Origin of the sequence: Nakamurella aerolata (genome assembly GCF_013002705.1) — a bacterium.
Classification (GTDB): Bacteria; Actinomycetota; Actinomycetes; order Mycobacteriales; family Nakamurellaceae; genus Nakamurella; species Nakamurella aerolata.
Map to the genome: position 1 here is coordinate 247,030 of NZ_JABEND010000001.1, position 24,870 is coordinate 271,899.

23 protein-coding genes are annotated in these 24,870 nt (G+C 69.6%); 20 read left to right on the top strand and 3 right to left on the bottom strand.

The features are described 5' to 3' along the window. Positions 1–243: 243 nt before the first annotated feature. The 4 genes from HKD39_RS01055 to HKD39_RS01070 all read left to right on the top strand — a co-directional run bounded on the left by HKD39_RS01055 (position 244) and on the right by HKD39_RS01070 (position 4,800). The gene (locus HKD39_RS01055; RefSeq protein WP_171197987.1) at positions 244–1,092 is read left to right on the top strand and encodes a DUF3097 family protein; all 849 of its coding nucleotides are present in this window, start codon (positions 244–246) and stop codon (positions 1,090–1,092) included. Positions 1,093–1,364: 272 nt separating this feature from the next. Further along, positions 1,365–1,799 carry an NfeD family protein gene (locus HKD39_RS01060; RefSeq protein WP_171197988.1) on the top strand — a complete coding sequence of 145 codons (435 nt, stop codon included), beginning with the start codon at positions 1,365–1,367 and terminating at the stop codon, positions 1,797–1,799. Between the two features lie 148 nt (positions 1,800–1,947). Next, positions 1,948–3,606: an SPFH domain-containing protein gene (locus tag HKD39_RS19095; protein WP_171197989.1), complete on the top strand. Its 1,659-nt coding sequence runs from the start codon at positions 1,948–1,950 to the stop codon at positions 3,604–3,606. 111 nt (positions 3,607–3,717) lie between these two features. Next, positions 3,718–4,800, top strand: coding sequence for a DNA polymerase domain-containing protein (locus HKD39_RS01070; RefSeq protein ID WP_171197990.1), 1,083 nt, complete (start codon positions 3,718–3,720; stop codon positions 4,798–4,800). Positions 4,801–4,870: 70 nt separating this feature from the next. On the opposite strand, the gene HKD39_RS01075 is transcribed toward HKD39_RS01070, so the two are convergent. After that, positions 4,871–5,410 carry a hypothetical protein gene (locus HKD39_RS01075; protein WP_171197991.1) on the bottom strand — a complete coding sequence of 180 codons (540 nt, stop codon included), beginning with the start codon at positions 5,408–5,410 and terminating at the stop codon, positions 4,871–4,873. 593 nt (positions 5,411–6,003) lie between these two features. On the opposite strand from HKD39_RS01075, the gene HKD39_RS01080 reads away from it, so the two are divergent. The 16 genes from HKD39_RS01080 to HKD39_RS01155 all read left to right on the top strand — a co-directional run bounded on the left by HKD39_RS01080 (position 6,004) and on the right by HKD39_RS01155 (position 23,171). Beyond that, a complete protein-coding gene (locus HKD39_RS01080) occupies positions 6,004–7,089 on the top strand; it encodes an ATP-dependent DNA ligase (RefSeq protein WP_171197992.1) in 1,086 nt (361 codons plus the stop codon). Positions 7,090–7,429: 340 nt separating this feature from the next. Further along, positions 7,430–9,118 (top strand): ABC transporter substrate-binding protein, encoded by a 1,689-nt coding sequence (locus HKD39_RS01085; RefSeq protein ID WP_171197993.1) that lies wholly within the window; start codon positions 7,430–7,432, stop codon positions 9,116–9,118. A gap of 44 nt (positions 9,119–9,162) precedes the next feature. Beyond that, positions 9,163–10,113, top strand: a complete 951-nt coding sequence (locus tag HKD39_RS01090) for an ABC transporter permease subunit (protein ID WP_171198380.1) — start codon at positions 9,163–9,165, stop codon at positions 10,111–10,113. Beyond that, positions 10,110–11,030 (top strand): ABC transporter permease, encoded by a 921-nt coding sequence (locus tag HKD39_RS01095; RefSeq protein ID WP_171197994.1) that lies wholly within the window; start codon positions 10,110–10,112, stop codon positions 11,028–11,030. The genes HKD39_RS01090 and HKD39_RS01095 overlap by 4 nt, the downstream gene beginning before the upstream one ends. After that, a complete protein-coding gene (locus tag HKD39_RS01100) occupies positions 11,027–11,857 on the top strand; it encodes an ABC transporter ATP-binding protein (RefSeq protein ID WP_171197995.1) in 831 nt (276 codons plus the stop codon). The genes HKD39_RS01095 and HKD39_RS01100 overlap by 4 nt, the downstream gene beginning before the upstream one ends. Beyond that, the gene (locus HKD39_RS01105; protein ID WP_171197996.1) at positions 11,857–12,675 is read left to right on the top strand and encodes an ABC transporter ATP-binding protein; all 819 of its coding nucleotides are present in this window, start codon (positions 11,857–11,859) and stop codon (positions 12,673–12,675) included. The genes HKD39_RS01100 and HKD39_RS01105 overlap by 1 nt, the downstream gene beginning before the upstream one ends. A gap of 57 nt (positions 12,676–12,732) precedes the next feature. After that, positions 12,733–13,980: a M20 family metallopeptidase gene (locus tag HKD39_RS01110; protein WP_171198381.1), complete on the top strand. Its 1,248-nt coding sequence runs from the start codon at positions 12,733–12,735 to the stop codon at positions 13,978–13,980. A gap of 3 nt (positions 13,981–13,983) precedes the next feature. After that, positions 13,984–15,171, top strand: a complete 1,188-nt coding sequence (locus HKD39_RS01115) for a P1 family peptidase (protein ID WP_212753750.1) — start codon at positions 13,984–13,986, stop codon at positions 15,169–15,171. 60 nt (positions 15,172–15,231) lie between these two features. Then, positions 15,232–16,794 carry an aldehyde dehydrogenase family protein gene (locus HKD39_RS01120; protein WP_171197997.1) on the top strand — a complete coding sequence of 521 codons (1,563 nt, stop codon included), beginning with the start codon at positions 15,232–15,234 and terminating at the stop codon, positions 16,792–16,794. After that, positions 16,791–17,609, top strand: coding sequence for an SDR family NAD(P)-dependent oxidoreductase (locus HKD39_RS01125; protein ID WP_171197998.1), 819 nt, complete (start codon positions 16,791–16,793; stop codon positions 17,607–17,609). Before HKD39_RS01120 ends, HKD39_RS01125 begins: the two co-directional genes overlap by 4 nt. Positions 17,610–17,772: 163 nt before the next feature. Next, positions 17,773–18,744: an Rv1476 family membrane protein gene (locus tag HKD39_RS01130; RefSeq protein WP_171197999.1), complete on the top strand. Its 972-nt coding sequence runs from the start codon at positions 17,773–17,775 to the stop codon at positions 18,742–18,744. A 119-nt stretch (positions 18,745–18,863) separates the two neighbouring features. Next, complete coding sequence (locus tag HKD39_RS01135; RefSeq protein ID WP_171198000.1) at positions 18,864–19,535, top strand: DUF998 domain-containing protein; 672 nt, start codon at positions 18,864–18,866, stop codon at positions 19,533–19,535. Positions 19,536–19,745: 210 nt separating this feature from the next. Next, positions 19,746–21,125, top strand: coding sequence for an NAD(P)/FAD-dependent oxidoreductase (locus HKD39_RS01140; RefSeq protein ID WP_171198001.1), 1,380 nt, complete (start codon positions 19,746–19,748; stop codon positions 21,123–21,125). A 130-nt stretch (positions 21,126–21,255) separates the two neighbouring features. Beyond that, positions 21,256–21,888 carry a MarR family winged helix-turn-helix transcriptional regulator gene (locus HKD39_RS01145; RefSeq protein ID WP_212753751.1) on the top strand — a complete coding sequence of 211 codons (633 nt, stop codon included), beginning with the start codon at positions 21,256–21,258 and terminating at the stop codon, positions 21,886–21,888. Further along, on the top strand, positions 21,885–22,553 hold the full coding sequence (locus HKD39_RS01150; protein WP_171198002.1) for a hypothetical protein: 669 nt from the start codon (positions 21,885–21,887) through the stop codon (positions 22,551–22,553). The genes HKD39_RS01145 and HKD39_RS01150 overlap by 4 nt, the downstream gene beginning before the upstream one ends. 96 nt (positions 22,554–22,649) lie before the next feature. Beyond that, positions 22,650–23,171: a DUF5709 domain-containing protein gene (locus tag HKD39_RS01155; protein WP_212753752.1), complete on the top strand. Its 522-nt coding sequence runs from the start codon at positions 22,650–22,652 to the stop codon at positions 23,169–23,171. 80 nt (positions 23,172–23,251) lie between these two features. On the opposite strand, the gene HKD39_RS01160 is transcribed toward HKD39_RS01155, so the two are convergent. Both HKD39_RS01160 and HKD39_RS20175 read right to left on the bottom strand, forming a co-directional pair. Then, positions 23,252–23,626, bottom strand: a complete 375-nt coding sequence (locus HKD39_RS01160; RefSeq protein ID WP_171198003.1) for an MmcQ/YjbR family DNA-binding protein — start codon at positions 23,624–23,626, stop codon at positions 23,252–23,254. Then, a complete protein-coding gene (locus HKD39_RS20175; protein WP_171198004.1) occupies positions 23,623–24,864 on the bottom strand; it encodes an SLOG cluster 4 domain-containing protein in 1,242 nt (413 codons plus the stop codon). Before HKD39_RS20175 ends, HKD39_RS01160 begins: the two co-directional genes overlap by 4 nt. Positions 24,865–24,870: the final 6 nt, after the last annotated feature.

A 24,870-nucleotide genomic window follows, 5' to 3' on the forward strand; every position in this document is an offset into this window, starting at 1 on the left:
TGTTGCGCGCGTCTCTACGATGGCGGACGCGTTGTGCCGCACAGTTAATCGGTTTCTCAAGCAGTGCGCAAGGACTCGCCGGAGGTGTCGCAGACTCTGAGACAGCGCTGTCGGGCGGCGCGGTTGCTCTCAGTACCGTGTGGTAAACGTGCGAAGGATTTCCGGCGCCAGGGCGCGAGGATTCGTCCGGCTCGAGATTGCCGCGCAGCCCGAGAGATGCATAGTGAAGGTAAGAGAGTCTGGATGGACAACTCCTACGGCGCTGACGTTCTGGCTGGCCACGACCGGTTCGGGCGCAAGCCGAAACGCGCGATCCCCGAGGTGGCCGCGACCGGTGACGTCGTCGCCGAAGACCCGCTGAGCGGCTTCTGCGGTCTGGTCGTCGGGTGCACCTCGACGGCGGTCACGCTGGAAGACCGGAACGGCAAGCAGCGGAACTTTCCGCTGACGGTCGGGGCCTTCCTCGTCGACGGGCAACAGGTGACGTTGGTGCGACCCATGGCCAAGCCGACCGCTCCGCAACGGTCGGCGTCCGGTTCGGTGGCGGTGTCCGGATTGCGGGCCCGCACCGCGCGGGCGGCGCGCATTTGGGTGGAGGGCATCCACGATGCCGCCCTGCTGGAACGGGTGTGGGGCCACGACCTGCGGGTGGAAGGCATTGTGGTGGAGCCGATTCACGGCTTGGACAACCTGGAAGCGGCGCTGCGCGAGTTCGGCCCGACTGCGCGGCGGCGGGTCGGCGTGCTGGCCGACCACCTGGTGCCGGGCAGCAAGGAGCAGCGCATCGCCGACGCGGTGGCGACCGGACGGCACCGCGCCAACGTGCTGATCACCGGGCATCCCTATGTCGACGTCTGGCAGGCGGTGCGGCCCGCTGCAGTGGGCATCGCGGCCTGGCCCGAGGTGCCGCGGGGTGTCGATTGGAAGACCGGGGTCTGCGCGGCTCTCGGCGTCAGCGACCCGGCCACCATGTGGGGAAGGGTGAACGGCGCGGTGCGCAGCTTCCGCGATCTGCAGACCCCGCTGATCACCGCGGTGGAGCAGCTGATCGATTTCGTCAGTGCCGATGACGTTGGTGTTGACGACGGTTGATGCCGTCGGTGTCGGCGACGTCGGTGTGGACGAAGGTTGATGCCGTCGGTGTTGATGCCGTCTGTGTTGATGACGGCCTCTGCTGAGACGTCAGGGCCGGCGACGAAGCCGACCGCCGCGGCTGATCAGCAGCCAACTCGCAGGGCACCGCACAGGCGCCAGGCACCGCCGTCCGGTTCGCTCATTTTCGCCCATTACAAGACGGTCACAAACAGACGTTCGCGCCCGCTGCGGCCGGGTTCGCGCCAACATTGCTCTGGCAGGATGACGGCATGAGCCCCTGGGTCTGGTTTGCCGCGGCGGTGGTGCTGTCCATCGCCGAGATCCTCGGTGGTGAATTCGTCCTGCTGATGCTCGGTGGCGGCGCGCTCGTCACCGCGCTGGTTGCGATCGGCTTCAACGACCCTTCCGACCTGTGGATTCAGTTGCTGGTCTTCGCGCTGGTCTCGGTGGCGCTGGTGGTGCTGGCGCGTCCGCCGCTGCTGCGCCGGTTCCGACCGACAGCGATCTCCACCGGGGTGGACGCGGTGATCGGCTCACCTGCCACCGTCATCTCCACCGTTGACGCCGATGGCGGCCAGGTGAAGATCGGCGGCGAGGTGTGGTCGGCGATCGGCGTCGAGGGCCATCGCTCGTTGCCGCCGGGCACGCCGGTCACGGTGGTCGAGGTGCGGGGTGCCACCGCCGTCGTGATCTGGGGACGTTGACCGGTATCCGGTTGCGGTCGACCGGAACTGACCGGCGCGAACCGCGCCGATCACCTGTTGCCGGGCTGTCGAGTCCGGCAAGATCGACCACGACGAAAGCCTCACAGCTGCCCACTGCGGGCGTCTGCAGACAAAGGAGTTGTCGCCGATGGATCCCGTCCTGATCGTCGCCATCGTGGTGGCGGTGCTCGCTGTGCTGATCGTGGTGCGATCGGTGAAGGTGATCCCGCAGGCCCAGGCCGCCGTCATCGAGCGGCTGGGCCGCTTTCACAAGGTCAGCGGGGCCGGCCTGGTGTGGCTGGTGCCGTTCATCGATCGCATCCGGGCCCGCATCGACCTGCGCGAGCAGGTGGTCAGCTTCCCGCCGCAGCCGGTGATCACCGAGGACAACCTGACGGTGTCCATCGACACCGTCGTGTACTTCCAGGTCACCGAGCCGCGGGCCGCGGTCTACGAGATCGCCAACTACATCGTCGCCGTCGAGCAGTTGACCACCACGACGCTGCGCAACGTGGTCGGCGGGATGAACCTGGAGCAGACGCTGACCAGCCGTGACGCCATCAACGGTCAGCTGCGGGGGGTGCTGGACGAGGCCACCGGCAAGTGGGGCATCCGGGTGGCCAGGGTCGAGCTCAAGGCGATCGATCCGCCGCCTTCGATCCAGGATTCGATGGAGAAGCAGATGCGCGCCGACCGTGACAAGCGCGCGATGATCCTCACCGCCGAGGGTCAGCGCGAGTCCTCGATCAAGACGGCCGAGGGTCAGAAGCAGGCGGCGGTGCTGTCTGCCGAGGGCGCCAAGCAGGCGTCGATTCTTGCGGCCGAGGGCGAGCGGCAGTCCCGGATCCTGCGTGCCCAGGGCGAGCGGGCGGCCCGCTACCTGCAGGCCCAGGGGCAGGCGAAGGCCATCGAGAAGGTGTTCGCGGCGGTGAAGGCCGGCAAGCCGACTCCGGAGCTGCTGGCCTACCAGTACCTGCAGACGCTGCCGCAGCTGGCGCAGGGCGATGCGAACAAGGTGTGGATGATTCCGTCCGAGTTCTCCAAGTCGCTGGAGGGCTTCGCCAAGATGCTCGGTGCCAAGGACGACGACGGGGTGTTCCGGTACGAGCCGCCGGTGGAAGAGGTGGTGTCCCGTCCCGGCGCCATCGACGACGACGTGGAGGACTGGTTCGGCGGGACCTCCGCCGACGAGGTGGCGCAGGCGGTGCGGCAGGCCGAGCAGGAGGCCGCCTATTCCATCGCCGATCAGGAGGCGGCCAGGATCGCCGACAACAAGTCGGACGTGCGGTCGGCGTTGGAGAAGCCCAAGGCCGCGGCCGCCGCGGCAACCGGCGGGCAGCTGGGTTCGAGTGACTCCGACACTGCCAGCGCCGGCGCCACTGACGCCGATGCCACGGGGCCGCGGCAGGTCCGCGGGGCTCAGCGCGCCGAGCTGCCGGCGTCCGATTCCGAGACCGCTGACGACTTCCGGAAGACCCCGCCGGTGGGGCAACCGGTTTCCGGCCAACCATCGGGTCCGGGTGCGCAGCCGGGCTATCCCGGCGCTCCCTTCGGTCCGGGAAGGCCGGGTGGCCCGCAGGAATCGTTCGGTCCGCCCGCTGGGCCGTCCGGTCAGCCGCCGCAGGGCCAGCCGTGGCAGGGCGGCGCGCCTGGGACGCGACCCGGCGCCGGCGGGCAGCAGGGCACGCCGGGGCAGCATCGCGCTGACCAACCCGGCCGCCCCGACTCGAACGATCGCGAGCACAACGGCCAGGACCAGAACGGCAACGGACCCGACCAACCGTTCGGCGGCTACCCGGGCCGCTGACCCGGCAGCCACGTCGTCCCACCGGCGTGGTTCCGCAACTGTCGAATCGGCCGACACCAGCTGCGGCACAGTGGATCCCAGGCAGTAGCGGCGAGCGGGAACGAGGGAGTCATGCCGAAGACACCAGCCGCGGAGGTGGCGGTCGGTGCTCGTTCGGTTCGGGTGACCAGCCCGGACCGAGTGGTGTACCAGGCCACCGAGCGCACCGGCGAGATCACCAAACTGCAGGTCTGTCAGTACTTCGCGGCGGTCGGCGAACCGCTGATGCGAGCGGTGGGGGAGCGGCCGACCGCGATGGAGCGGTGGCCGGACGGCTGGCGCGAGGGCATGCGGCTGGCGACCGGACCGCAGGACCGCGAGGGTGACGGCTTCTACCAGAAGCGGCTGCCCAAGGGTGCCCCCGACTACGTCGAGACGGTGGCGATCCGATTCCCGAGTGGTCGCACCGCAGACGAGCTGTGCCCGACCGAGCCGGCTGCGCTGGTCTGGGCGGCGCAGATGGGCGCGCTGACGTTCCATCCATGGCCGGTGCGCCGCCCGGACGTCGACCATCCGGACGAGCTCCGGATCGATCTCGACCCCCAGGACGGCACCACCTTCGCCGATGCGCAGCGGGTCGCGCAGGTCACCAAAGAACTGCTCGAGGAGCTCGGGCTCCGCGGCTACCCGAAAACCAGTGGCAACAGGGGTGTTCACATCTACGTTCCCATCCACACTCGATGGACCTTCGACGAGGTGCGGCACGCGGCGATCGGACTCGGACGCGAGTTGGAGCGGCGCGACGGCGGTGTCACCACCGCGTGGTGGAAGGAAGAGCGCGGCCGGCGACTGTTCCTCGACTACAACCAGAACCTCCGCGACCGCACCATTGCCAGCGCCTGGAGCCTGCGCGCCAGACCGGGCGCTCCGGTCAGCACGCCCATGACGTGGCAGCACCTCGCCGACGTCACCGACCCGCGCGATTACAACCTGACCACCGTGCCCGACTACCTGGCCGGCGGCGACCCGTGGGCCGGCATGCACGACCATTCCTACTCGATCGAGCCGCTGCTGCAACTCTGGGAAACCCTGCCGGGTGGCGAGCTGAACTGGCCCCCGGACTATCCGAAGCAACCGGGAGAGCCGCCGCGGGTGCAGCCGTCGAAAAAGGTTGCCGCACACTGGGATGCCGACGGCAACCGCATCGAGAGCTAACGCTCCGGCAGCGGTGCACACCTGACGGAGAGAGCGACGCGGCGCCGCGGGTGGATCCTCGGCTCGCGCCCTAAGCGCGTGCTGGGTGGCCATGTCGGGCGATACCCCACAGATCGGCGGTGGACCAGCGCGACGGGTCGACGGTGATCGACACCGCCAGACCTGGGCGCACCAGATAGAAGAGCTGGTCGCCGGTCAACCAGCCCGGTTGCCCGCGCACTGTCACCGGGCGGTAGTCAACGTCTTCGGGCGGACGCTGCTGGTAGTCGGTGAACCAGTCGTAGAGCGCCTGGCCGTCGGACAGCGCGGCGCCGCTCAACACCGTCAGGTGCAGATCAACCTGCCAGCCGTCGGCAGTCTCCGATTCCCACACCGTGCTGCTGAAATCCACGCTGCCGTAGGAATAGTCGAACGAGCTCGGCTGGCCCAAACCGGCCGGCAACCACGAGAAGCGCATCGCCCCAACGGTGGTCGGTAACGCGCGGCCGTTCGCCGCCGCGGTACCTGCGGCAACCGGACCGGCAACCGTCGCCGCGTCGGCAGCCGGGCTGCCGAACACCGGCAGCAGCACCGCCAGACCGAGCGCCGCGACGCCGGCGACCATACGCAACCACGGCGGCGCCTCCGGCTTTCGGAACCCGGCGTTCAGCCGGCCGACCCGGCCTCCAACTCGCGCCCGACCGTCTGGTCGCGCCCGCCCTTCAACTCGCGTCCGCCCTTCGACTCGCGCCCGCCCTTCACCTGCAGAACCAACCACCGAACCGCGCACCGCTACCTCCCCTTCGCTGCTGGCCGAACCCGCCGCGGGCGGCCTGTCCCCACCCTGTTGCGCCCGGCCGCTTTCGGGAAGTAGGTCGGCCAAGTTGTGGATGGATTCTCGGGGTGTGGACAACTTCATCCACAGGCGGTTTCATCCACAGATGGCTCCATTCACAGGCGGCGGAGTCGCAGGTCCGGCGCGCCAGCGCTGATGACCAAGCGCGCCGCCGTCAACAGAACGCTGCAGGGGAAATATCGGTGTCTCGATGCCGGCATCGAGAATCTGACCTGGGCAGATGCTGTTCGACTCGCCGATTTTTCCGCTGGTCCGGCCGAGCACAAGGCGCCGCTGACCCAACTCAACACCCCAGCACGTGCCGCTGATCCGACTCGACACCCGCGCCCGAGTGCCACCCGCCGCCGTCGACCGGCCACAATGTGCCGATGGACCTTCCCGTGATGCCGCCGGTGTCGCCGATGCTGGCCAAGTCCGTCCCGCAGATCCCACCGGACGCCAGCTACGAGCCGAAGTGGGACGGCTTCCGTTCCATCGTGTTCCGCGACGGCGACGAAGTGGAGCTCGGCAGCCGCAACGAGCGGCCGATGACGCGGTACTTCCCCGAGCTGGTTGAGGCGATCAAGGCGGAGCTGCCCGAGCGTTGCGTGCTGGACGGCGAAATCGTCATCGCCACCGACCACGGACTCGACTTCGAGGCGCTGCAGCAACGGATCCATCCGGCCGCTTCCCGGGTGAAGCTGCTGTCGGAGCAGACCCCGGCGGCGTTCATTGCCTTCGACCTGCTCGCTCTCGGCGACGAGGACTACACAGCTCGACCATTCGCCGAGCGGCGAAAAGCCTTGCAGGGCATCGTGACCGGCCAGGGCGGGTCGGTCCATCTCACCCCGGCCACCACCGATCAGGAGCTCGCGCAACGGTGGTTCACCGAGTTCGAGGGCGCCGGCTTGGACGGGGTCATCGCCAAGCCGATGGACGGCGTCTACCAGCCGGACAAGCGTGCCATGTTCAAGATCAAGCACACCCGCACCGCCGACTGTGTGCTGGCCGGGTTCCGCTGGCACAAGACCTCCACTCCCGAGAAGCCGCTGGTCGGGTCGCTGCTACTGGGTCTGTACAACGATGACGGCAAGCTTCAGCACGTCGGCGTTGTCGGCGCCTTCACCGCCAAGCGCCGCGCGGAACTGGTCGACGAACTGCGGCCGCTGCAGCTCGCCGACGACGAAGATCACCCGTGGGCGCAGTGGGCCAGCGCCGAGGCACACCAGGGACAACGATTGCCGGGCAACGTTTCTCGATGGAACGCCAGCAAGGATCTGTCGTTCGTCCCGCTTCGGCCGGAGCGGGTGCTCGAGGTGAAGTACGAGCACATGGAGGGCACCCGGTTCCGGCACCTTGCGCACTTCATCCGCTGGCGGGACGACCGCACCCCCACTTCGTGTACGTACCAGCAACTCGAGGAGCCGGTGACGTTCCGGCTGGGCGACATCGTCCCGGGGCTGGGGCCTGCCTGAGGCGTCCCGGCCTCTGCCCGTGACGAGCCCGGCAGGCCGCGGCGCCCACGCCAAGGCTGTCCACGCCAAGGTTGCCACGCCGAAGCTGTCCACGCCGAACCGCCCAGCGGGGCGACGCCGTGGCCCGGTACCAGCGCCACCCGCCGCCCGCGCCGCATGCCCGGCCACACCTGACGACGCGCCGAATCCATCACACGCCAGTGACGGCGCCCGCCGCTGGTGGAATGATCGTTCCACCTTGCTCGCCGTCACAGAGCTCGCACCGAGCTTGCGGCGGGCCTGGTGCGGTTTGCGCATCGTCGCCAGATCGCGCTAGCCGTTGGACCCCCCGGGAGTAGCCATGAACCGCCACGAGTCCTCGCCGCCCGCCGCCACACCGAGGCGCCGCCGGCTGCGGTTTGCCGCCGGAGCGCTGGCCGCCGCCCTGGTGGTGACCGCGTGCGGCGCTGGATCGTCAACGCAGCCGGCAAGTACCGCGCCGGCCACGACCGCCACCGCCACCACCGACGGCCAGGCCACGGCCGGCCAGGCCAGCAACGGCGCCGGCGGTGGTAGCGTCGGCTCCCAGCCCGGTGCCGGAGCGAGTGGGTCGGACGGGTCAGCGGCGCCGGCGCCCAGCGGCGACCCGAACGCCACCCTCAACGTAGGTTTCGTGGCGGCCCCGGCCAGCCTCGACTTCACCCAGGACAGCGGTGCCGCCATCCCACAGGCGTTGCTGTACAACGTGTACGAGACGCTGGTGCGCATGACGCCGACGGGCGAGATCGCCCCGTTGCTGGCCAGCAAGTGGACCGTTTCGGACGATCAGAAGGTCTACACCTTCACCCTGCGGGACAACGCGAAGTTCTCCAACGGTGCGGCCTTCACCGCCGAGGATGCGGTGTTCTCCATCAACCGGGTCAAGTCCGACTGGGCGAAAACCGTTGCGGTGGCCCAGGGAATGTCCACCGTCGCCAAGGCCGAGGCGGTGAACCCGACAACGCTGCGGGTCACGCTGACCAAGCCGAGCCAGAGCTGGCTGTTCTCGATGACCACCAGGATCGGCGCCATGTTCTCCCGTACCGGGGTGGCCGAGCTGGCCACCAAGGCGGTCGGGACCGGACCGTACCTGGTGTCGGCGAACCAGCCGAACGTCAAGCTCACCCTGACTCGCAATCCGGATTACTGGGGCACCAAGGCCGGAATGCAGACCGTGAACTTCATGTACTACAAAGACCCCACCGCGATGAACAACGCCGAGTTGTCCCGCGCCATCAACGTGATCTCGTCCGTACAGACCCCGGACCAGCTCGATCAGTTCGGTGACACCGCCAAGTACCAGATCATCGAAGGCACCACCACCGGCGAGGTGTTGTTGAGTTTCAACAACTCCAAGGCTCCGCTGAACAACAAGAACGTGCGCCAGGCGATCAGCTACGCCATCGACCGCAAGGGCCTGCTCGACACGGTGTGGGCCGGCAAGGGCGCGCTGATCGGCAGCCATGCTGTGCCGACCGACCCGTGGTACACCGACCTCGCCAACACGTACCCGTACGACCCGGCCAAGGCCAAAGAACTGTTGGGCGGCAAGACGTACACCCTGCGACTGCGGGTGCCGAACCTGCCGTACGCGACCGCGGCGGCGCCGGTGATCGCCTCGCAACTGCAGCAGGTGGGTATCACCGTCAAGGTCGACACCCTCGACTTCCCGGCGGACTGGCTGACCCAGGTGTTCACCAACGCCGACTACGACATGTCCATCGTCAACCACGTGGAACCGAATGATCTCGCCACCCTGTGGGGGAATCCGGAGTACTACACCCGTTACGACAATCCCGAGGTGCAGAAGCTGCTCGCCGACGGCGACGCCGGCACCCGCGACCAGATGATTGCCGACTACCGCAAGGCCACCGAGATCCTCGCCGACGACGCGGCGGGGGTCTGGCTCTGGGCGTTCCCGAACCTGCTGGTCGCCGATGTCGACGTGAAGGGGCTGGCCAAGAACCAGGTGTCGGAATCCTTTGACCTGACGGGTGTTTCGGTCGGTTGACCACCGCACCGTCGAGAGCCCGACCGGCAGCGGCCGCGCTGCCGGTGGTGCTCGCCCTGCTGCGGCGGCTGGCCGTGCTGCTGGTCAGCGCGCTGGTCGCATCGGTGCTCATCTTCCTGATCATGTCGGTGCTCCCCGGCAGCCCGGCTCAGGTGGCGTTGGGAACCGGCGCCACCCCGGACGCGGTGCGTGCCCTCGAACAACAAATGGGCCTCGACCGGCCGCTGCCCACCCAGTACGTCGAGTGGATCGGCGGCGTGTTGCACGGCGACTTCGGGTTGTCGTACACCTCACGGCAACCCATTGGGCCGCAACTGTTCGACCGGCTCAGCGTGACCTTGTGGCTGGTGCTCGGCGGGATGGTGGTGGCACTGCTGCTGGCGGTGCCGTTCGGGGTGATCGCCGCGCTGCGCAACGGCAGACCGACCGGCCTGGTGATTTCTGCGCTGAGTCAGATCGGGGTGGCGATCCCCGCCTTCCTGGCCGGGATGCTGCTCATCGCCCTGGTGGCGATGCGCTGGAACTGGCTGCCGCCCAACGGCTATGTGGTGCCGGCCACCGATCCGGTCGGCTTCCTGCGGCACATGATCCTGCCGTGGCTGGCGCTCGGGCTGGTGCAGGGCGCGGTCCTCACCCGCTACGTGCGCTCGTCGGTGCTGGACCAACTCGGTCAGGACTACCTGCGCACCGCGCGCGCCAAGGGCATGACGGCGACTGCGGCACTGCGCCGGCACGGGCTACGCAACGCCAGCATCCCGGTCCTGACCGTGCTCGGCGTGCAACTGGTGACGTTGATGATCGGCGCGGTGGTGATCGAGCGGGTGTTCGTGATCCCCGGCGTCGGATCGATGCTGTCCGACGCGGTGTCCAACCGTGACCTGATCACGGTGCAGGGCATCGTGTTGGTGCTGGTGGTTTTTGCGCTGCTGGTCGGCTTCGTGGTGGACGTGCTGTACACCGTGATCGACCCGCGGCTGCGGGTGCAGGCGCGATGACGAGCAGCAACTCGCCTGCGGGTACCCCGCCCGACCCCACGCTCGACCCCACGCGTGACCCGGCGCGCGACCCAGGGCCGGACGAAGCCCCCGATCGCCCGCGGAACTCCGCCCGCGGACTGCTGATCGTCGGCGGCAGCATTGTCGGGTTGGTGTTGCTCACCGGGATCGTGTCGTTCTTCTGGACGCCCTTCGACACCGGATACACCGACCTGGCCAACGCCAAGGCCGGCCCGGGAACGGCCGGGCATCTTCTCGGTACCGACCGGCTCGGCCGCGATATCGCCTCGTCGCTGATGGCGGGTGCCCGCACCACCCTGTACGTGGGGCTGGTCGCGGTAGGTATCGCCGCGCTGATCGGAACCCCGCTCGGCATTCTCGCTGCCATGCTGCCGCCGCGCTGGTCGCAGTTCGTGATGCGCTGTACCGACGTGATGCTGGCCTTCCCGGCGTTGCTGCTGGCGCTGATGTTCGCGGCGATCTGGGGTGGCGGTATCACCACGGCGATGGTGGCCATCGGCATCGCCAGCATCCCGTCGTTCATCAGGGTGGTGCGGTCCGGTGCGCTGGTGGTGATGACCTCCGACTACGTCCAGGCGGCCAGGGTGGCCGGCCGATCACGGTGGGGCATCGCGGTTTCCCACGTGCTCCGTAACGTCGCCGGGCTGGTGATCGTCCAGGCATCGGTGAGCTACGCCATCGCCATCCTTGCCGAGGCTGGGCTGTCGTACCTGGGTTTCGGCGCCGGGTTGACCACTCCGAGTTGGGGTCTCATGCTGCAGGAGTCGCAGTCGACGCTGCGCAGCGATCCGCTGATCACCGTGTGGCCGGCGGTGGCAATCGCGTTGGCGGTCTTGGGTTTCAACCTGTTGGGCGACGGGCTTCGCGACCGGTTCGATCCGCGGCGGCAACGATGAACGGCCAGGACCCGACCGATGGGCCGCTGCTGCAGGTGCGGGATCTCACCGTGCTGGCCGGGCGTCAACCGTTGGTGCAGGACGTCAGCTTCGAGCTGGCAGCGGGCGAGCGGGTCGGCCTGATCGGTGCCTCCGGATCGGGAAAGTCGGTGACCTGCATGGCGATTGCCGGTTTGCTGGCCGACGGGCTGACCGCCGGCGGATCGGTGCAGTTGACCGGCACCGGCGAGCTGCTGACCAGGTCGGAGCGCGGCTGGGCCGAGGTGCGGGGCAGCCGCGTCGGCATGGTGTTCCAGGAACCGATGACGGCACTGAACCCGACCATGCGGGTGGGACGCCAGGTGGCCGAGGCCATGCGGCTGCACGGCACCGACCGGTCGACGGCCAACAGGGCGGCGGTCGATCTGCTGGCCGCGGTGGACCTTCCGGACCCTGACCGGCTGGCGACCGCGTACCCACACCAGCTTTCCGGCGGACAACGGCAGCGGGTGGTGCTGGCCATGGCGATGGCCAACCAGCCCGATCTGTTGATCTGCGACGAGCCGACCACCGCGCTCGACGTCACGGTGCAGGCGAAAGTGTTGCAACTGATCGACGATCGGGCGGCAGCCGCCGGTTCTGCGGTGCTGTTCATCTCGCACGATCTGGCGGTGGTCGCGTCGCTGTGCGACCGGCTGCTGGTGATGTACCAGGGCCGCGTCGTCGAACACGGATCGGTGGTCGAGGTGTTGACGGCGCCGCGCCACCCGCACACCCGGCAACTGCTCGCCGACAGCGAGCTCGCACCGGCCGATGGTGCCGCCGAAGCCGATGCGGGTGATCGGTGATGAGCGCAGCGGCCATGGTGACGGTGTCGCACGGCAGCCGCACCTTCCGCTCGGGACGGCGGCAGGTGGTCGCTCTTGACGACGTCAACCTCAGCGTCGCCGAGGGTGAGAAGTTCGGCGTCGTCGGCGAATCCGGCTCTGGTAAGACCACCCTGATGCGGGTGATCGCCGGGTTGGAACGGCTGGACTCCGGCACCGTCGAGGTGGCCGGCACCGATATCACCGCGCTGTCCGAGGCGGCGTTGCGGCCGCTGCGCCGACGCCTGCAGGTGGTGTTCCAGGATCCGATGGGCTCGCTCGACCCGCGGATGCGGATTGCCGACGTTGTCGCCGAACCGCTGGTGGCGCAAGGCATCAGCGACCGGCGGGCGGACCGGGTGGTGCAGGCGCTTGAACAGGTAGGGCTGACCGCGAACGTGCGGCAACGGTATCCGCACGAGTTTTCCGGCGGCCAGCGGCAACGGATCTCGCTGGCCCGCGCCCTGGTCACCGACCCGGACATCCTGATCGCCGACGAGGCGGTGTCCGCCCTCGACGTCACGGTGCGCGCGCAGATTCTCGACCTGATCGACGCCATCGCCGCCCGCCGGTCGCTCACCCTGATCTTCGTCTCACACGATCTCTCGGTGATCCGGCGGGTATGTGACCGGGTCGCGGTGCTGCGGGCCGGTCGGGTGGTGGAAACCGGTGCCACCCAGGCGGTCTACGACGACCCGCAGCATCCCTACACCCGCGAGCTACTCGCCGCCGTTCCGCGTCTGGACCGGTCGCTGCAGCTGGCCAGGGCGCGGCCGAGCAACGCACACGAACCGCGATAACCGCGCGAGCACCGCACAACAACCGCGCGCAACGCACAACAACAAGGAGCACCCGTGATGACACCCGCGGTCCCGCCGCCGTCGGAACCCGATGCCGCTGCCGACTTTTCGGCGGCCGCGGTCGCACTGACCCAGCAACTGGTCCGGCTGCGCACCGTGAACCGCAGGGACGGCGAGAACATCGAGACGCCGGCAGCCGAGCTGGTGGCGGAGGTGATGCGCGACTTCGGTTGGCAGGTCGACGTTGTCGAGGTCGCACCCGGTCGGCCGAATGTGATTGCCCAGGTGCACGGCCGTCGCCCCGGCCGCACGTTGATGTTCGAGGGCCACACCGACGTGGTGACCGAGGGTGACAGGGCCGCGTGGTCGTTCGATCCCTACAGCGGCGACATTGTCGACGGGAAGCTGCGCGGGCGCGGTTCCGCCGACATGAAATCCGGTGTGGCGGCGATGATTCAGGCCGCCAGAGCCGTCGAACAGGCCGGCTTCGACGGCAGGATCGTGCTCGGTGTGCTGTGCGACGAAGAGGAGGGCATGCTGGGCGCCACCGCGTTCGCCGCCTCCGAGGTGGCCCGCTCCGGCATCGACGGCGTCATCGTGTGCGAGCCCGAAGGCGGAGAGATCTGCCCGATCGCCAAGGGCGCGCTGCGGATCAAGGTCGATCTGCACGGCGTGATGGCACACGGCGCGATGCCGCAACACGGACGCAATCCGATCCCGGCGGTGGGACGGTTGCTGCTGGGCCTTGGCGAGTTGGCCGACCAGATCGCCGCCAACATCGGTGACCACCCGGTGCTCGGGCGGTTCACGGTGACCCCGACGGTGCTGTCCGGCGGCAGCGAGGAACAGGTGAACGTGATCCCGTCCACCGCCTCGGTGTTCGCCGACATCCGTACGATTCCCGGTGTGGCGCACCATGTTCTGGTTGACCTGATCGGCCGGCTGGCCGATCAGATTGCCACCGAGTCCGGTCTGACCGCCACCGTTCAGGTGTTGGTGGACCGGCCGGTGGTCGAGACCCCGGTCGATCATCCGGTGGTGCAGGCGCTCGCCGCCGCGCACCGCGACATCACCGGCACCGCACCGGTTTTCGGGGGCGTCCCCGGCACCACCGACGGCACCGTGCTGACCAGGGACGCCGGCCTGCGCACCGTGGTGTACGGGCCCGGCGGGAAGTGGATAGCGCATCAGGCCGACGAGTATGTTGACGTCGCCGATATCCATACTGCCGTCCGGGTCTACGCCAGAGCTGCCGAGTTGTTCCTGGCCGGGCAACCGGACGGCAATCGAGCGGAGCAGGAGTAGGCCGTGGCCGAGGTGGACGTGACGCCCGGTCGGAGCAATTCGCTGGCCGACGTTGCTGGGCTGCGAGTGGGTCACCGTACCCAGGTCGGTCCGGATCACCTCACCGGCACCACGGTGATCTGGGGCGGCCCCGCAGGCGTCACCGCCGCGGTGGATGTGCGCGGCGGCGCCCCTGGCACCAGAGAAACCGATTTGTTGTCGCCGCTGGCCTCGATGCAGCGGGTCACCGCGATCGTGCTGACCGGCGGATCGGCCTTCGGGCTCGACAGCGCCGGCGGGGCGGTGGCCGAACTGGCCGACCGTGGTTTCGGGTTCCCCGCCGGTGACGCCCCCGGCGAAGTGGTGCCGATCGTGCCGGCGGCGGTGCTGTTCGACCTTGGCAGGGGCGGCCGGTTTCGCTCCACCCCGAGCGCCCAGTCCGGCCGGGACGCCTGCCGGGCGGCGCTGGATCCCGCGCCCACAACCGCTGCGGAGCCGGCCGAGACGGCCGCAGCGGGCTCGGCTTTGCCCGGTGTCCAGCACGGCGCCGGCCCTGCCGGGAACATCGTGGCACAGGGCAATGTCGGCGCCGGCACCGGAGCCGTGATCGGTGGGCTGAAGGGCGGCATCGGTACCGCTTCGGCCCAGCTGCCCGGCGGCGCAACCGTCGCCGCTCTGCTCGCCGTGAACGCTGTCGGGTCGCCGCTGCATCCGGTTTCAGGGAGCCTGCTGGGCGATTGGTTGCTGCTGCCGGGGGACGTCCGGAAGCTGGTGGCGCCGTCGGCGCGGGAGGCGGCCGCACTGCTGGACGTGCGTGCCGCGGCCGGACGGGCACTGTTGCAGCGTGAACAGCAGCGCGGCGCGGCGGCCGCGACGGACTACCTGGCCCGCAACACCACCATCGGTGTGATCGCCACCGACGTCGCCCTGGACAAGGCTGGTTGCGGAAAGCTCGCCGCCATCGGGCACGACGGGCTCGCCCGCGCCATCAACCCGGTGCACACACTGCTCGACGGCGACACCCTGTTCGGGGTGTCCACCGGAGCCAGGCGGTTGACCGGGATGGCAGAGCTGCAGCAGATCCTCAGTGCCGCAGCGAATGTCGTCACCCGAGCGGTGATCAGGGCAGTGCTTGCCGCCGAGTCGGTCACCACCCAGGGCGGGTCCTGGCCCGGCTACAGCCAACTCGCGCCGAGCGCCACCGGGCCCTGACAATGTCGCCGGCGCTTGACCGGCGCTGCTGTCGGCAGCGGCAATGAGCGAGAATGAAGCATGACGGTTTCCCAGCGACCGATCTGCGAGCCGGGCCGACGGACCGCTGTCGACGGCGACCCGCCGGCACCGAGCGCCGAGCAGCCGGACGCGGGGCCGCCCCATCTGGCGCTGCCCGGGCTCGAGCTGCCGGACCTCGGCAGGTTGCCGATCGGACCGGCGCCGGGGCTGCCCGTCTCCGGCCGCGCAGCCGTGACCTTCCCCTACGACGGCAGTCTGATTGCCCAGGCGCCGGTCGGCGACGCTGAGCTGGCCGAGCGCGCGGTCGACATCGCGCATGCCGGCCGCGGCGACGTCGCCGGCATCAGCACCGGCACCCGGCGAGCGGTGCTGGCGGCCACCGCCGAGTTGATCACCGCCCACCGCGATGCGCTCGTCGACCTATTGGTGCTGGAGACCGGAAAACCGTTGGTGGACTGCAGGGTTGAGGTGGACCGCACCGTGCTGACCTGGTCGCTGGCGGCCGAGGAGCCGGCGCGGCTGCACGGCGAGACGGTGCCGGTCGACCTGCTGCCCAGCGCCCAGGGGGCGGTCGGCTATTTCACCAGGCGCCCGGCCGGTGTGGTAGCAGGGATCGCCGGCTTCAACTACCCGCTGATGCTCGCCTCGCACAAGATCGCGCCGGCGCTGGCCGCAGGCTGCCCGGTGATCGTCAAGCCGGCTCCGCAGACACCGCTCGCCACCCTGTGGCTGGTGGGTCGGGTGCGGGCGCTCCTGGCTGCCGAAGGCGCACCGGAGGCTGCGGTGCAGTTGGTCACCGGAGGTGTCGAGGTCGGTGCGGCGCTCACCACCGACCCGAGGGTGGCCATCGTGTCGTTCACCGGCTCGGCGGCTGTTGGACACCAGATCGCCAAGGCCTGCGCGCCACGAAAAGCCCTGCTGGAGCTGGGATCCAACGCCGCCATGGTGGTCTGTGCCGACGCCGACCTGGACGCCGCGGTGGACGCGGCACTGCGCGGCGGCTTCTATGCCAGCGGGCAGGCCTGCATCTCGGTGCAGCGGCTGATCGTCGAGGAACAGGTGGCCGCACAGTTCACCGCCGCGCTGCTGGCCCGACTCGACGAGGTGGTCGTCGGCGACCCAAGGGACGAGCGGACCAGGGTGGCGGCACTCATCGACCCCGCCGCCACCGCGCGGGTGCAGCACTGGCTGGCCGATGCCGAGCAGGCCGGAGCCCGCACCCTGGCCGGTGGCGACCCGATCGGCAGCGCACTGCGGCCGACGGTGCTCAGCGACGTACCGACCGATCAGCCGGCCTGGCGCGAGGAGATCTTCGCACCGGTCGTCGCGGTGGCGACGGTGCCCAGCGTCGACGCCGCCTTCGCCATGGTCAACGACTCCCGTTACGGTCTGCACGCGGCGGTGTTCACCTCGTCGTTGCGCACCGCGTACGCGGCCATCGACACCCTCGAGGTGGGTGGGGTGGTGATCAACGACGTGCCAGGGTTCCGCTCCGATGCCATGCCCTACGGCGGCGTCAAGGATTCCGGCATCGGCCGGGAGGGCCCGCGGTGGGCCGTCGAAGAGTTCACCGTGACCAGAATGGCGGTGATCCGGCCATGACGCAGTCCGAGCCAGCACCCGAGACCACTGACTACCGAAGGCTTTTCGACCTGACCGGCCGGCGGGTGCTGGTAGTGGGCGCCGGCGGAATCGGCGCCCAGGTGTGCGCCGCGCTTGCCCAACACGGTGCGCTGGTCACCGCCGCCGACGTGGACGCCGACACCGCCATGGCAGCCGCGGAGCGCTGCGCCGACCACGGCGGCACCCGGGGTCAGCACCTGGTGCTGGACGCCACCGATCCCGTTGCGGTACAAGCACTTGCCGACCGCGGAACGCCGGACGTTGTAGTCGCAACGGTCGGCGCCAATGTCCGGAAACCGTTGCGCCACTACTCCGACGACGAGTTCGAGCGGGTGCTCGCGATCAACCTGCGCAGCGTGTTCAACCTGATCCGCTCGTACGGCCCCGCGATGGCGTCGGCCGGTCGGGGTTCGTTCATCGCCTTCTCGTCGATCCGCGGCCGCACCGTCGAACCTGGGCAAGGCGTCTACGCCGCGGCGAAGGCCGGCCTGCAGCAGCTGCTGGCGACCGCCGCGGCCGAACACGGACCGGCCGGGGTGCGGTTCAACGCCGTCGCTCCCGGCGTCGTCGCCACCCCGTTGACGGCACAGATCCGCGCCAATCCGGCCTGGGACACCGCGTATGCGACCAAATCGGCGCTGGGTCGCTGGGCCCGCCCCGACGAGATCGCCGGCGCGGTGCTGTATCTGGCCTCGGACGCCGCCAGCTTCGTCACCGGCTCGGTGCTGGCCGTTGACGGCGGTTGGACCGCGGTCGACGGACGCTTCGACCCGTTCGGCTCGCCCCGTGCCTGAGACCGCCAGCTGAGACCGCCAGTTGAGACCGCCAGTTGACCCCACCAGCTGACCCCGCACCATCAATAGCCTCCGATTGATCGTGTTCTGGCCGGTGGCAACGGTAGGTTTGCTGGCGCGGAACGCGCGAGCCGTCGGACGACGACCAGAAGGAGCAGCAGCGATGCCAGCAGACCAGCAGCGGAGCCGACCGCGCGGCGGCGCGCGCCGGGTGCTGTTCGGGGTCGTCGCCACGCTGCTCACCCTGAGCCTTGGGTGGCTGCTACCAACGGCGGCCGGCCTGCCGGCTGGTGCCCCCGCAGCGGCCGCCGTTCCGCTGACCGCACCGCCATCGGCAGCGTCCGCGCCGAGACTGACCGAAGTGATCGGCAGCGTCAACGTCGACCAGGCCGTCCGCGACGTGCAGGCCAGCGGCGTCGCGCTCGCCGGCGGCAGCACAGCGGACGCCAACGCGTTGCGGCAGGTGGTCAGTTCCGCCCGCGGCAAGAAGCTTCAGCTGTCGGTGGTCTCGGTCGGGTTCAATCTGACCGGCGCCGACGCCGAGGCGCTCGCGAAGGCCGTCCAGAGCCGGGTCAACGGCACCGTGCTGGTGCTGTCCACCGACAGCAGCGCCGACTACACCAACGAACTGTCCGAGAGCCAGCGCGCCGATGCCAGGGCCGCATCGGTGGCCGCCGGCCGGGACGATGTCGCGGCCGCCAGGGCCTACGCCAATGCGGCCACCGCTGAAGGCTTCCCGTGGTTCATCGTGATGATCTGCGTCGTGGTGGCGGTGATCGTCGGCGCCATCATCTGGGGTCTGGTGCGCCGCAACAAGTCTCACCAGATGGACGAGCAGCAGCGGGCCGATCTCACGGCAGCGCTGCGGCAACGCCTCGAGCGGTTGGCGCCGCTGGTGCTGTCGGTCGGGTCCAGGGTGGACGTTGCCGGCCGCCCCGACCTGTCCGACCGATTCGCGCGCGCCTCGGGGGAGTTCAGCCAACTGCAGGAAGAGCTGGCGACGCCGTTGAGCAGCCGCGGCGAGGTGGACAGCACCACCGCAAGGGTGGCCGAGGTCGAGAAGGTGATGGGCCGGTTGGACGCGGAACTGGACGATCTGCTGCCCGGTATGGAGCCACCCAGCCCGCAGGCGTGAGCCGGCCGACGCGCCCTGCGCCGTCGGCGCTGACGCGCCAGGCCCCGTCGCGCTGGTGCGCCGGGCGCCCGGATGCCGTGGGGCGGCCCAGCCCGCAAGCAATGGAACACAATGGAGTGGTGACGGCCGCGCGGTGGTACCGACTGGGGTTGGCGGCGTTGCTGCTGACCCTGCTCATGGCTGTGCTGATGCAGGCGCTCAAGGGCGATTGGATGCCACCGGAGATCTCGTTCTCGCAGTACGGCGTCGGGCCGTCGTGGTGGGCCTTCAGCCTGTTCTCACTGGGTGTGGCGGCCACCCCGTTGTGCTTCGACCGGGCGATGCCGACCCACCGGGCCATCACCTGGATGCTGCTGATCGGCGCCGCTGGCTGCCTGTTGATGGCGATCGTGCACACCGACGCCGGTGGCCTGCAGCAGTCCACCAGGGCCAAGGTGCACATGGTCGGGTCGGTTGTTGGTCTTGTCATGGTGCCGCTCGGCGCGTTCGGTGCTTCGGTGCTGTCCGGTCGGATCCACCGGTGGGTGCCGATCTGCCTGACGTTGATCTCGGCTGCCTGTCTGGTGCTGCTGCTGGTGTCCGCGGCCGGTGTCGACACCCTCGGCGTCGGCACCCAACGGTCGTGGGCGCTGTGGCAGACCGGTGCGGTGCTGGCCGACGTGGCCGGCATGCTGCTGCTCGCGGTGCTGGCCCGCCCGCGTCGGCAGCCACCGCCGGGCGGCGGCGATCCGCGCCACCCGGCGCGGACGAGCGGTCGGCCCGGTGTGACAGCAGGGCCAACAACGTCATAGCGTGTTACCAGCACCGTCATCGGTATCGGCCCTGCTGGTGAATCAGCCGGAGCGCGCGACGCAGCGGGAGCGTCGCGACCCGGTCCGGACGGTCAGCAACACGCCCAACCGGCCCCATTGCCGTGGCAGGTGACCACCCGGCTCCCAGAGCCGTGGTGCTCCGAGATCAAGACATGTCCAAGGCGGACAGTTCAGGGATAGAAGGAACAGATGAGCGAGAACCCAGCCACCTCCATCCGGCCGAGCGGCGCCCGCAAACGCCCGCACGTCGTGATTGTCGGCGGTGGCTTTGCCGGATTGTCCGCGGTGAAGGCCCTGGCCAAGGCCGACGTCGACATCACCCTGGTCGACCGGCACACCTACAACACCTTCCAGCCGCTGCTGTACCAGGTGGCGACGGCCGGCCTGAACCCTGGCGACGTCACCTACTTTCTGCGGGCCACCCGGATGAAGCAGCGCAACGTCAGCTTCCGCCAGGGCGAGGTGACCAAGGTCGACCCGCAGGCCAAGATCGTGTCCTTCGAGGACGGCGGCGCGCTCGACTACGACTTCTTGATCCTGGCCTCCGGCGCCACCACCAACTACTTCAGCACCCCCGGCGCCGAAGAATATTCGATGGCTATCTACACGAGGGCGCAGGCGGTGAAGCTGCGGGACGACATCTTCACCCAGCTGGAACACGCCGCCGCCGCGAAGTCGGGCGAAGACCTCACCATCGTGGTGGTCGGCGCCGGCCCGACCGGTGTCGAGATGGCCGGTGCGCTGGCCGAACTCCGCAACGACGCCATGTCGACGGTGTACCCCGAGCTCGACCCGCGGCGCACCCACATCGTGATGCTGGAGATGGCCGACAAGGTGCTGGCCCCCTTCGACAAGAAGCTGCAGGACTACGCCTACAAGGCGATGCGCGAGCGCGGCGTCGAGGTGCGGTTGGGCACCGCGGTGAAGGCGGTGACCCCGGACGGGGTCGAGCTCGGCAACGGCGAGTTCCTCAAGGCCGGTGTCGTGGTCTGGGCCACCGGCGTGACGGTGCCGAAGATCGTCGGCGGCTGGGGCTTCCCGCAGGGCCGGGGCGGCCGCATCGAAACCGGAGAAGACCTGCGCGTCAAGGGATTCGACAACGTCTTCGCCACCGGCGACGTGTCGATCACACCCGACCCGCTGCCGCAACTGAGCCAACCGGCGTTGCAGGAGGGGCACCACGCCGGCAAGCAGATCGAGCGCTTGCTGCAGGGCTACGACACCCAGCCGTTCAAGTACTGGGACAAGGGCACCATGGCCACCATCGGCCGCCGGGCCGCCGTCGCCGACATCAAGGTCCCGTTCCTGAAGAAGGATGTGCGGCTCACCGGCTCGCTGGCCTGGCTGATCTGGATGTTCATCCACATCTACTACCTGCTGGCCAACCGCAACCGGCTGGCCACCTTCGTCAACCTGGCAACCAAGTACCTGTCGCCGTCCCGCCGCACCAACCCCATCGTCGGCGACATCCCGGTGTTCGAGCAGCGGCAGCACCCGGATCTGCCCGCGGGCGACGCCGCTGCGACGGCCGACTCCGCCAAGGCCGGCGAGCCGGTCAAGACCGCTTGATCCGTACTGCCCCATCTGTACGGCCCCGCCGGCCGCCGCTGAGGCAGCTCGACAAACACGCTGATAACGGACGAAAGGCCGCCCCATCGCCGGGCGGCCTTTCGTCCTGCCTGATCAGTACGCTGGAGGGGTGACCGCAACGATTCCGTCCACCACCGCCGAGCTGGCCGAGGACGCCCCGGCGCGTCGACCACGGGTTGACCGGCCCGGCGCCGCCGGGTCGGCAGCCCCCTCGCGCGAGGCCGACGGCCAAGAAGAAGCGGTGCCGTGGCTGTCCGACACCGAGCAGCGGGCATGGCGGGTGGTGCACCGGATGCGCGGCCCGATGCTGGCCAAGATCGGCCGCGCGCTGACCCGTGACTCCGGGCTGTCGCTGCCCGACTACGAGGTGCTGGTGGCGCTGTCGGAGTCGGACGAAGGCGTTGTGCACGTGCAAGACCTGCTGCGCAGCACCGACTGGGAGGCCAGCCGGATGTCGCACCACCTGTCTCGGATGCAGACCCGCGGCCTGGTGCTGCGCCGGCCCTGCCCGTCCGACGGGCGCAGCTCCGAGGTGGTGCTGACCAGGGCGGGCCGAACGGCGATCGAGCAGGCGGCGCCCCGTCATGTCAGGGCTGTGCGCGCGGAGTTCATCGATCTGCTCAGCGACGAACAGCTGCGGGTGTTGGGAGAGATCGACCAGGTGATCGTCGAGCATCTTGGCGACGCGGCTCAGCTGAGCGGCGACTGTGGCACCGCCGAGCCGGGGCCGGACGCGCGATGACGCTGCCAGGCGACGGCGACACCGCCGGCGGCGCCCAGCCACGGCGCAAGGTCGACCCGTTCGAGAGCGAGCCGCCGGTGATCGAGGGCGAGATCGTCGACGACGAGCCGCGGCGGCGCGGCCCGTCTGGCAGCACTGGCCGGTTCGCGCCGGGCTACGGCGACAGTCCGTTCCAGGGCGCCGGCGGCGCCGGAACACCCATCGGCGGGTTCACCATCTTTGGACTCAGCGGATCGGGCGGTGGCGGCCGGATCGGCATGGCCGACGCCATGCGGATGCTCGGTGACACCGCCCCACAGGTCAGGGGCATGCTGGCGCTGCCGCTGCGGATCCTGTCCATCGCAGTGGCGGTGCCGGCGGTCGGCGCGTTGCTGCTGAGCATCGGCCTTGACGGTGTGCCGCGCTGGTTGGCCTGGGTGCTGGCGGCCGGTGGGGCGGCGGCGGTGGTGCTGCTCGAGGTACGGCGCAAGCGGATGCTGGCCGGGTCAGCGCCGGCGGCCGGCGACGACGCCACTGCTCCGGCGCGGACCAGTACGACGGCCGCGCGCGGCCGGGCCGGCAAGGTGGGCCTGCCGCTGCTGATCGGCGGGTCGCTGTTGTGGATGATGCTCACCGGTGGCTTCGATCTGCTGGCGATTCTGTTGATGCTGTTCGGCGCCTGGTGACCGCCGGTGCGCGCTGGAATCAGCTCGGCGCGTGACATGCTGGTGAGCAGCGGGCCGCGGATCAGCCGCAGCGCAGAGTGTGGGTAAGGAGTTTCGGTGAGCGAGCCGTACGACCAGAGCGACAACGATCCCGGCAACGAGGGCGTCGGTGAGCAGCTGACCGAGCAGGACATGCTGCTGGACCGTGGCGTTGACGATCTGCTTGACGAGGGCTACTCACCACCCGACCGGGAACCGGCGGTGGACATTCCCACCGAGGCCGAGGAGCGCGAGGGCGAGTCGCTGGACGAGCGGCTGGCCGAGGAGGTGCCCGACGTCGGCTACGTCGACCCGCTGGACGATCCGGCGGCGACCGGTGCCGCCGAACTCGGCGGCGACGAGGAGTCCGAGGACGACTTCGAGGTGGGGGAGAGCCGCTCCGGCAGGCTCACCGACAGCGAGTCCGACGGCATCAGCGACACCGAAAAAGACTTGGTGGCAGAGGATGTCGGCATCGACGGTGCCGCGGCCAGTGCCGAAGAGGCCGCCGTGCACACCATCGACGAGCCGGCATCGGACTCCCGCGGCAGCGCCACCGATCCCTACCCGGACGGTGCGCTACCGGACCAGCAAGGCTGAGCGCACCCGGCCGGCCGAGCCGGCGACGTCGATCGGCTCAGCCCGACAACACTCCGGCAACAGTCCGGCACTGGGCGCACTCAGGCCAGTGGCGGCCGCCGCGAGCGCGGAATCTTGTTGACCACCAAGCGATACGACTCGTCGACCGCCTCGTAGATCTCGGCGTCCGGAACGGCCCCGCCGATGATGAGGGTGTTCCAACCGGACCGCCCGATGTACGCCATCACCGCGGCATCGTCGGGATAGCGCAGCAGCCACTCGTCGGCCTCGTCGCGGTTCCCGCCGGCCTTGACGCCGACCGAGGCGTCCCCGAGAAAGGCGAAGATCGGTCCGCTGCGCGGTCCGCCGGGGTTCTTGCCGTCGTCGATCTTGGCGACGTAGTCGCCCTCCCACGGCTGGTCACGGAACGCGCCGGGCTTGCCGAGGCAGTAGTCGAGCAGCTGTGCCGGGGTCACCGCTCGGCGTCCTTACCCGAATCGTTCGCGGTGCCGGTCTCCGTTGTCGGTGTCGCTGCCGGCGACCCTGCGGACGTGGCGCCGGAGCTCGAGAGATGTTGCAGCGCTTGGTCTGTGCCGTCGCAGATCGCTACCCGGCTGCTCATCTCACCGGCGGACGTGGCGGCCAGCGCACTCAGCAGCTGCCAGGCCGGGAGCTGATCGCGCCAGTAGTTGCCGTCCAGCAGCACGATCGGTGGCGCGGACGTGGCGTAGAAGCTGCGGGTGGCGGCCTGGAAGATCTCCTGCACGGTGCCGGCGGCACCGGGTAGCACCAGGACGCCGGCGCTGGCCCTTGCCAGCAGGATGTCTTCGCGGATGGCGTTGGCGAAGTACTTGGCGATGCGGTCGGCGAACAGGTTGGGCGGCTCGTGCCCGTAGAACCAGGTGGGCACGCCGATCCCGGCGACGGTTGCCTGGCCGCCGGCATCCGGCTTGTCCGGCAACGCGTCCCGCACCTGCCGGGCGACCGTTGCCCACCTCGAGATGTCGGTGAAGTCCGGGACCGTTGCCAGCCGGTCGAGGGCGGTGCGCAGCGCCGTGTCGGTGTCGGCCGGAGCCGTCCGGCCGGCGACGAACGCACCGAGGTTCACCGCCTCCATCGCGCCGGGACCACCGCCGGTGGCGACCAGATATCCGGCCTGCGCCAGGGTTTTGCCGAGTTCGGCGGCCTCGGCGTAGCCGTCGGTGCCGCGCGCCAGCCCGTGCCCGCCCATCACCGCGACCACCTGGCGCGGGTCGGTGCGCAGCAGCTCGTCGAAAGCATCCGAGATGGATGCATCGTGGATGGCGGCGAACACCGCCGCGGCGACGTCAAGGTCGGCCCGGCTGTCCGCCACCGAGGTGTGGGCGAGATACCAGTCGTAGCAACGCTTGTCGAAGGTGGCCTGATAGCCGTCACCGAGGCCGGCGTAGAGCTCGTCGGCCAGGTAGAGGCCGGCGCGGTAGGGCTCGAACGGAATCGCCGGGTTCTCCGGGAGCACAACGGCGCCACCCTCGGCGAGGCCGTCGAGCACCTCGGGCGGGTAGCGGCCGCCAAGCACCACCAGCCCCGGGGTGACGGTGCGGCGCAACCGTTCCGCCACCTCGGGGTCTCCGGTGAGGTCGAGGTCTTGCAGGCTGATGCCGGACCAGTCGACCGGTGGGCGGGCCAACAGGTCGGTCAGGGCGGGCACGCTGTCGATCTCCACCCGGTTCATTGTGCT

Bases quoted from the DNA above. Each gene is read 5' to 3' on its own strand.
- HKD39_RS20175 (WP_171198004.1), bottom strand. From the start codon at position 24,864: ATGAACCGGGTGGAGATCGACAGCGTGCCCGCCCTGACCGACCTGTTG.
- HKD39_RS01125 (WP_171197998.1), top strand. From the start codon at position 16,791: ATGACGCAGTCCGAGCCAGCACCCGAGACCACTGACTACCGAAGGCTT.
- HKD39_RS01060 (WP_171197988.1), top strand. From the start codon at position 1,365: ATGAGCCCCTGGGTCTGGTTTGCCGCGGCGGTGGTGCTGTCCATCGCC.
- HKD39_RS01095 (WP_171197994.1), top strand. From the start codon at position 10,110: ATGACGAGCAGCAACTCGCCTGCGGGTACCCCGCCCGACCCCACGCTC.
- HKD39_RS01055 (WP_171197987.1), top strand. From the start codon at position 244: ATGGACAACTCCTACGGCGCTGACGTTCTGGCTGGCCACGACCGGTTC.
- HKD39_RS01140 (WP_171198001.1), top strand. From the start codon at position 19,746: ATGAGCGAGAACCCAGCCACCTCCATCCGGCCGAGCGGCGCCCGCAAA.
- HKD39_RS01100 (WP_171197995.1), top strand. From the start codon at position 11,027: ATGAACGGCCAGGACCCGACCGATGGGCCGCTGCTGCAGGTGCGGGAT.
- HKD39_RS01080 (WP_171197992.1), top strand. From the start codon at position 6,004: ATGGACCTTCCCGTGATGCCGCCGGTGTCGCCGATGCTGGCCAAGTCC.
- HKD39_RS19095 (WP_171197989.1), top strand. From the start codon at position 1,948: ATGGATCCCGTCCTGATCGTCGCCATCGTGGTGGCGGTGCTCGCTGTG.
- HKD39_RS01150 (WP_171198002.1), top strand. From the start codon at position 21,885: ATGACGCTGCCAGGCGACGGCGACACCGCCGGCGGCGCCCAGCCACGG.
- HKD39_RS01070 (WP_171197990.1), top strand. From the start codon at position 3,718: ATGCCGAAGACACCAGCCGCGGAGGTGGCGGTCGGTGCTCGTTCGGTT.
- HKD39_RS01110 (WP_171198381.1), top strand. From the start codon at position 12,733: ATGACACCCGCGGTCCCGCCGCCGTCGGAACCCGATGCCGCTGCCGAC.
- HKD39_RS01105 (WP_171197996.1), top strand. From the start codon at position 11,857: ATGAGCGCAGCGGCCATGGTGACGGTGTCGCACGGCAGCCGCACCTTC.
- HKD39_RS01130 (WP_171197999.1), top strand. From the start codon at position 17,773: ATGCCAGCAGACCAGCAGCGGAGCCGACCGCGCGGCGGCGCGCGCCGG.
- HKD39_RS01120 (WP_171197997.1), top strand. From the start codon at position 15,232: ATGACGGTTTCCCAGCGACCGATCTGCGAGCCGGGCCGACGGACCGCT.
- HKD39_RS01085 (WP_171197993.1), top strand. From the start codon at position 7,430: ATGAACCGCCACGAGTCCTCGCCGCCCGCCGCCACACCGAGGCGCCGC.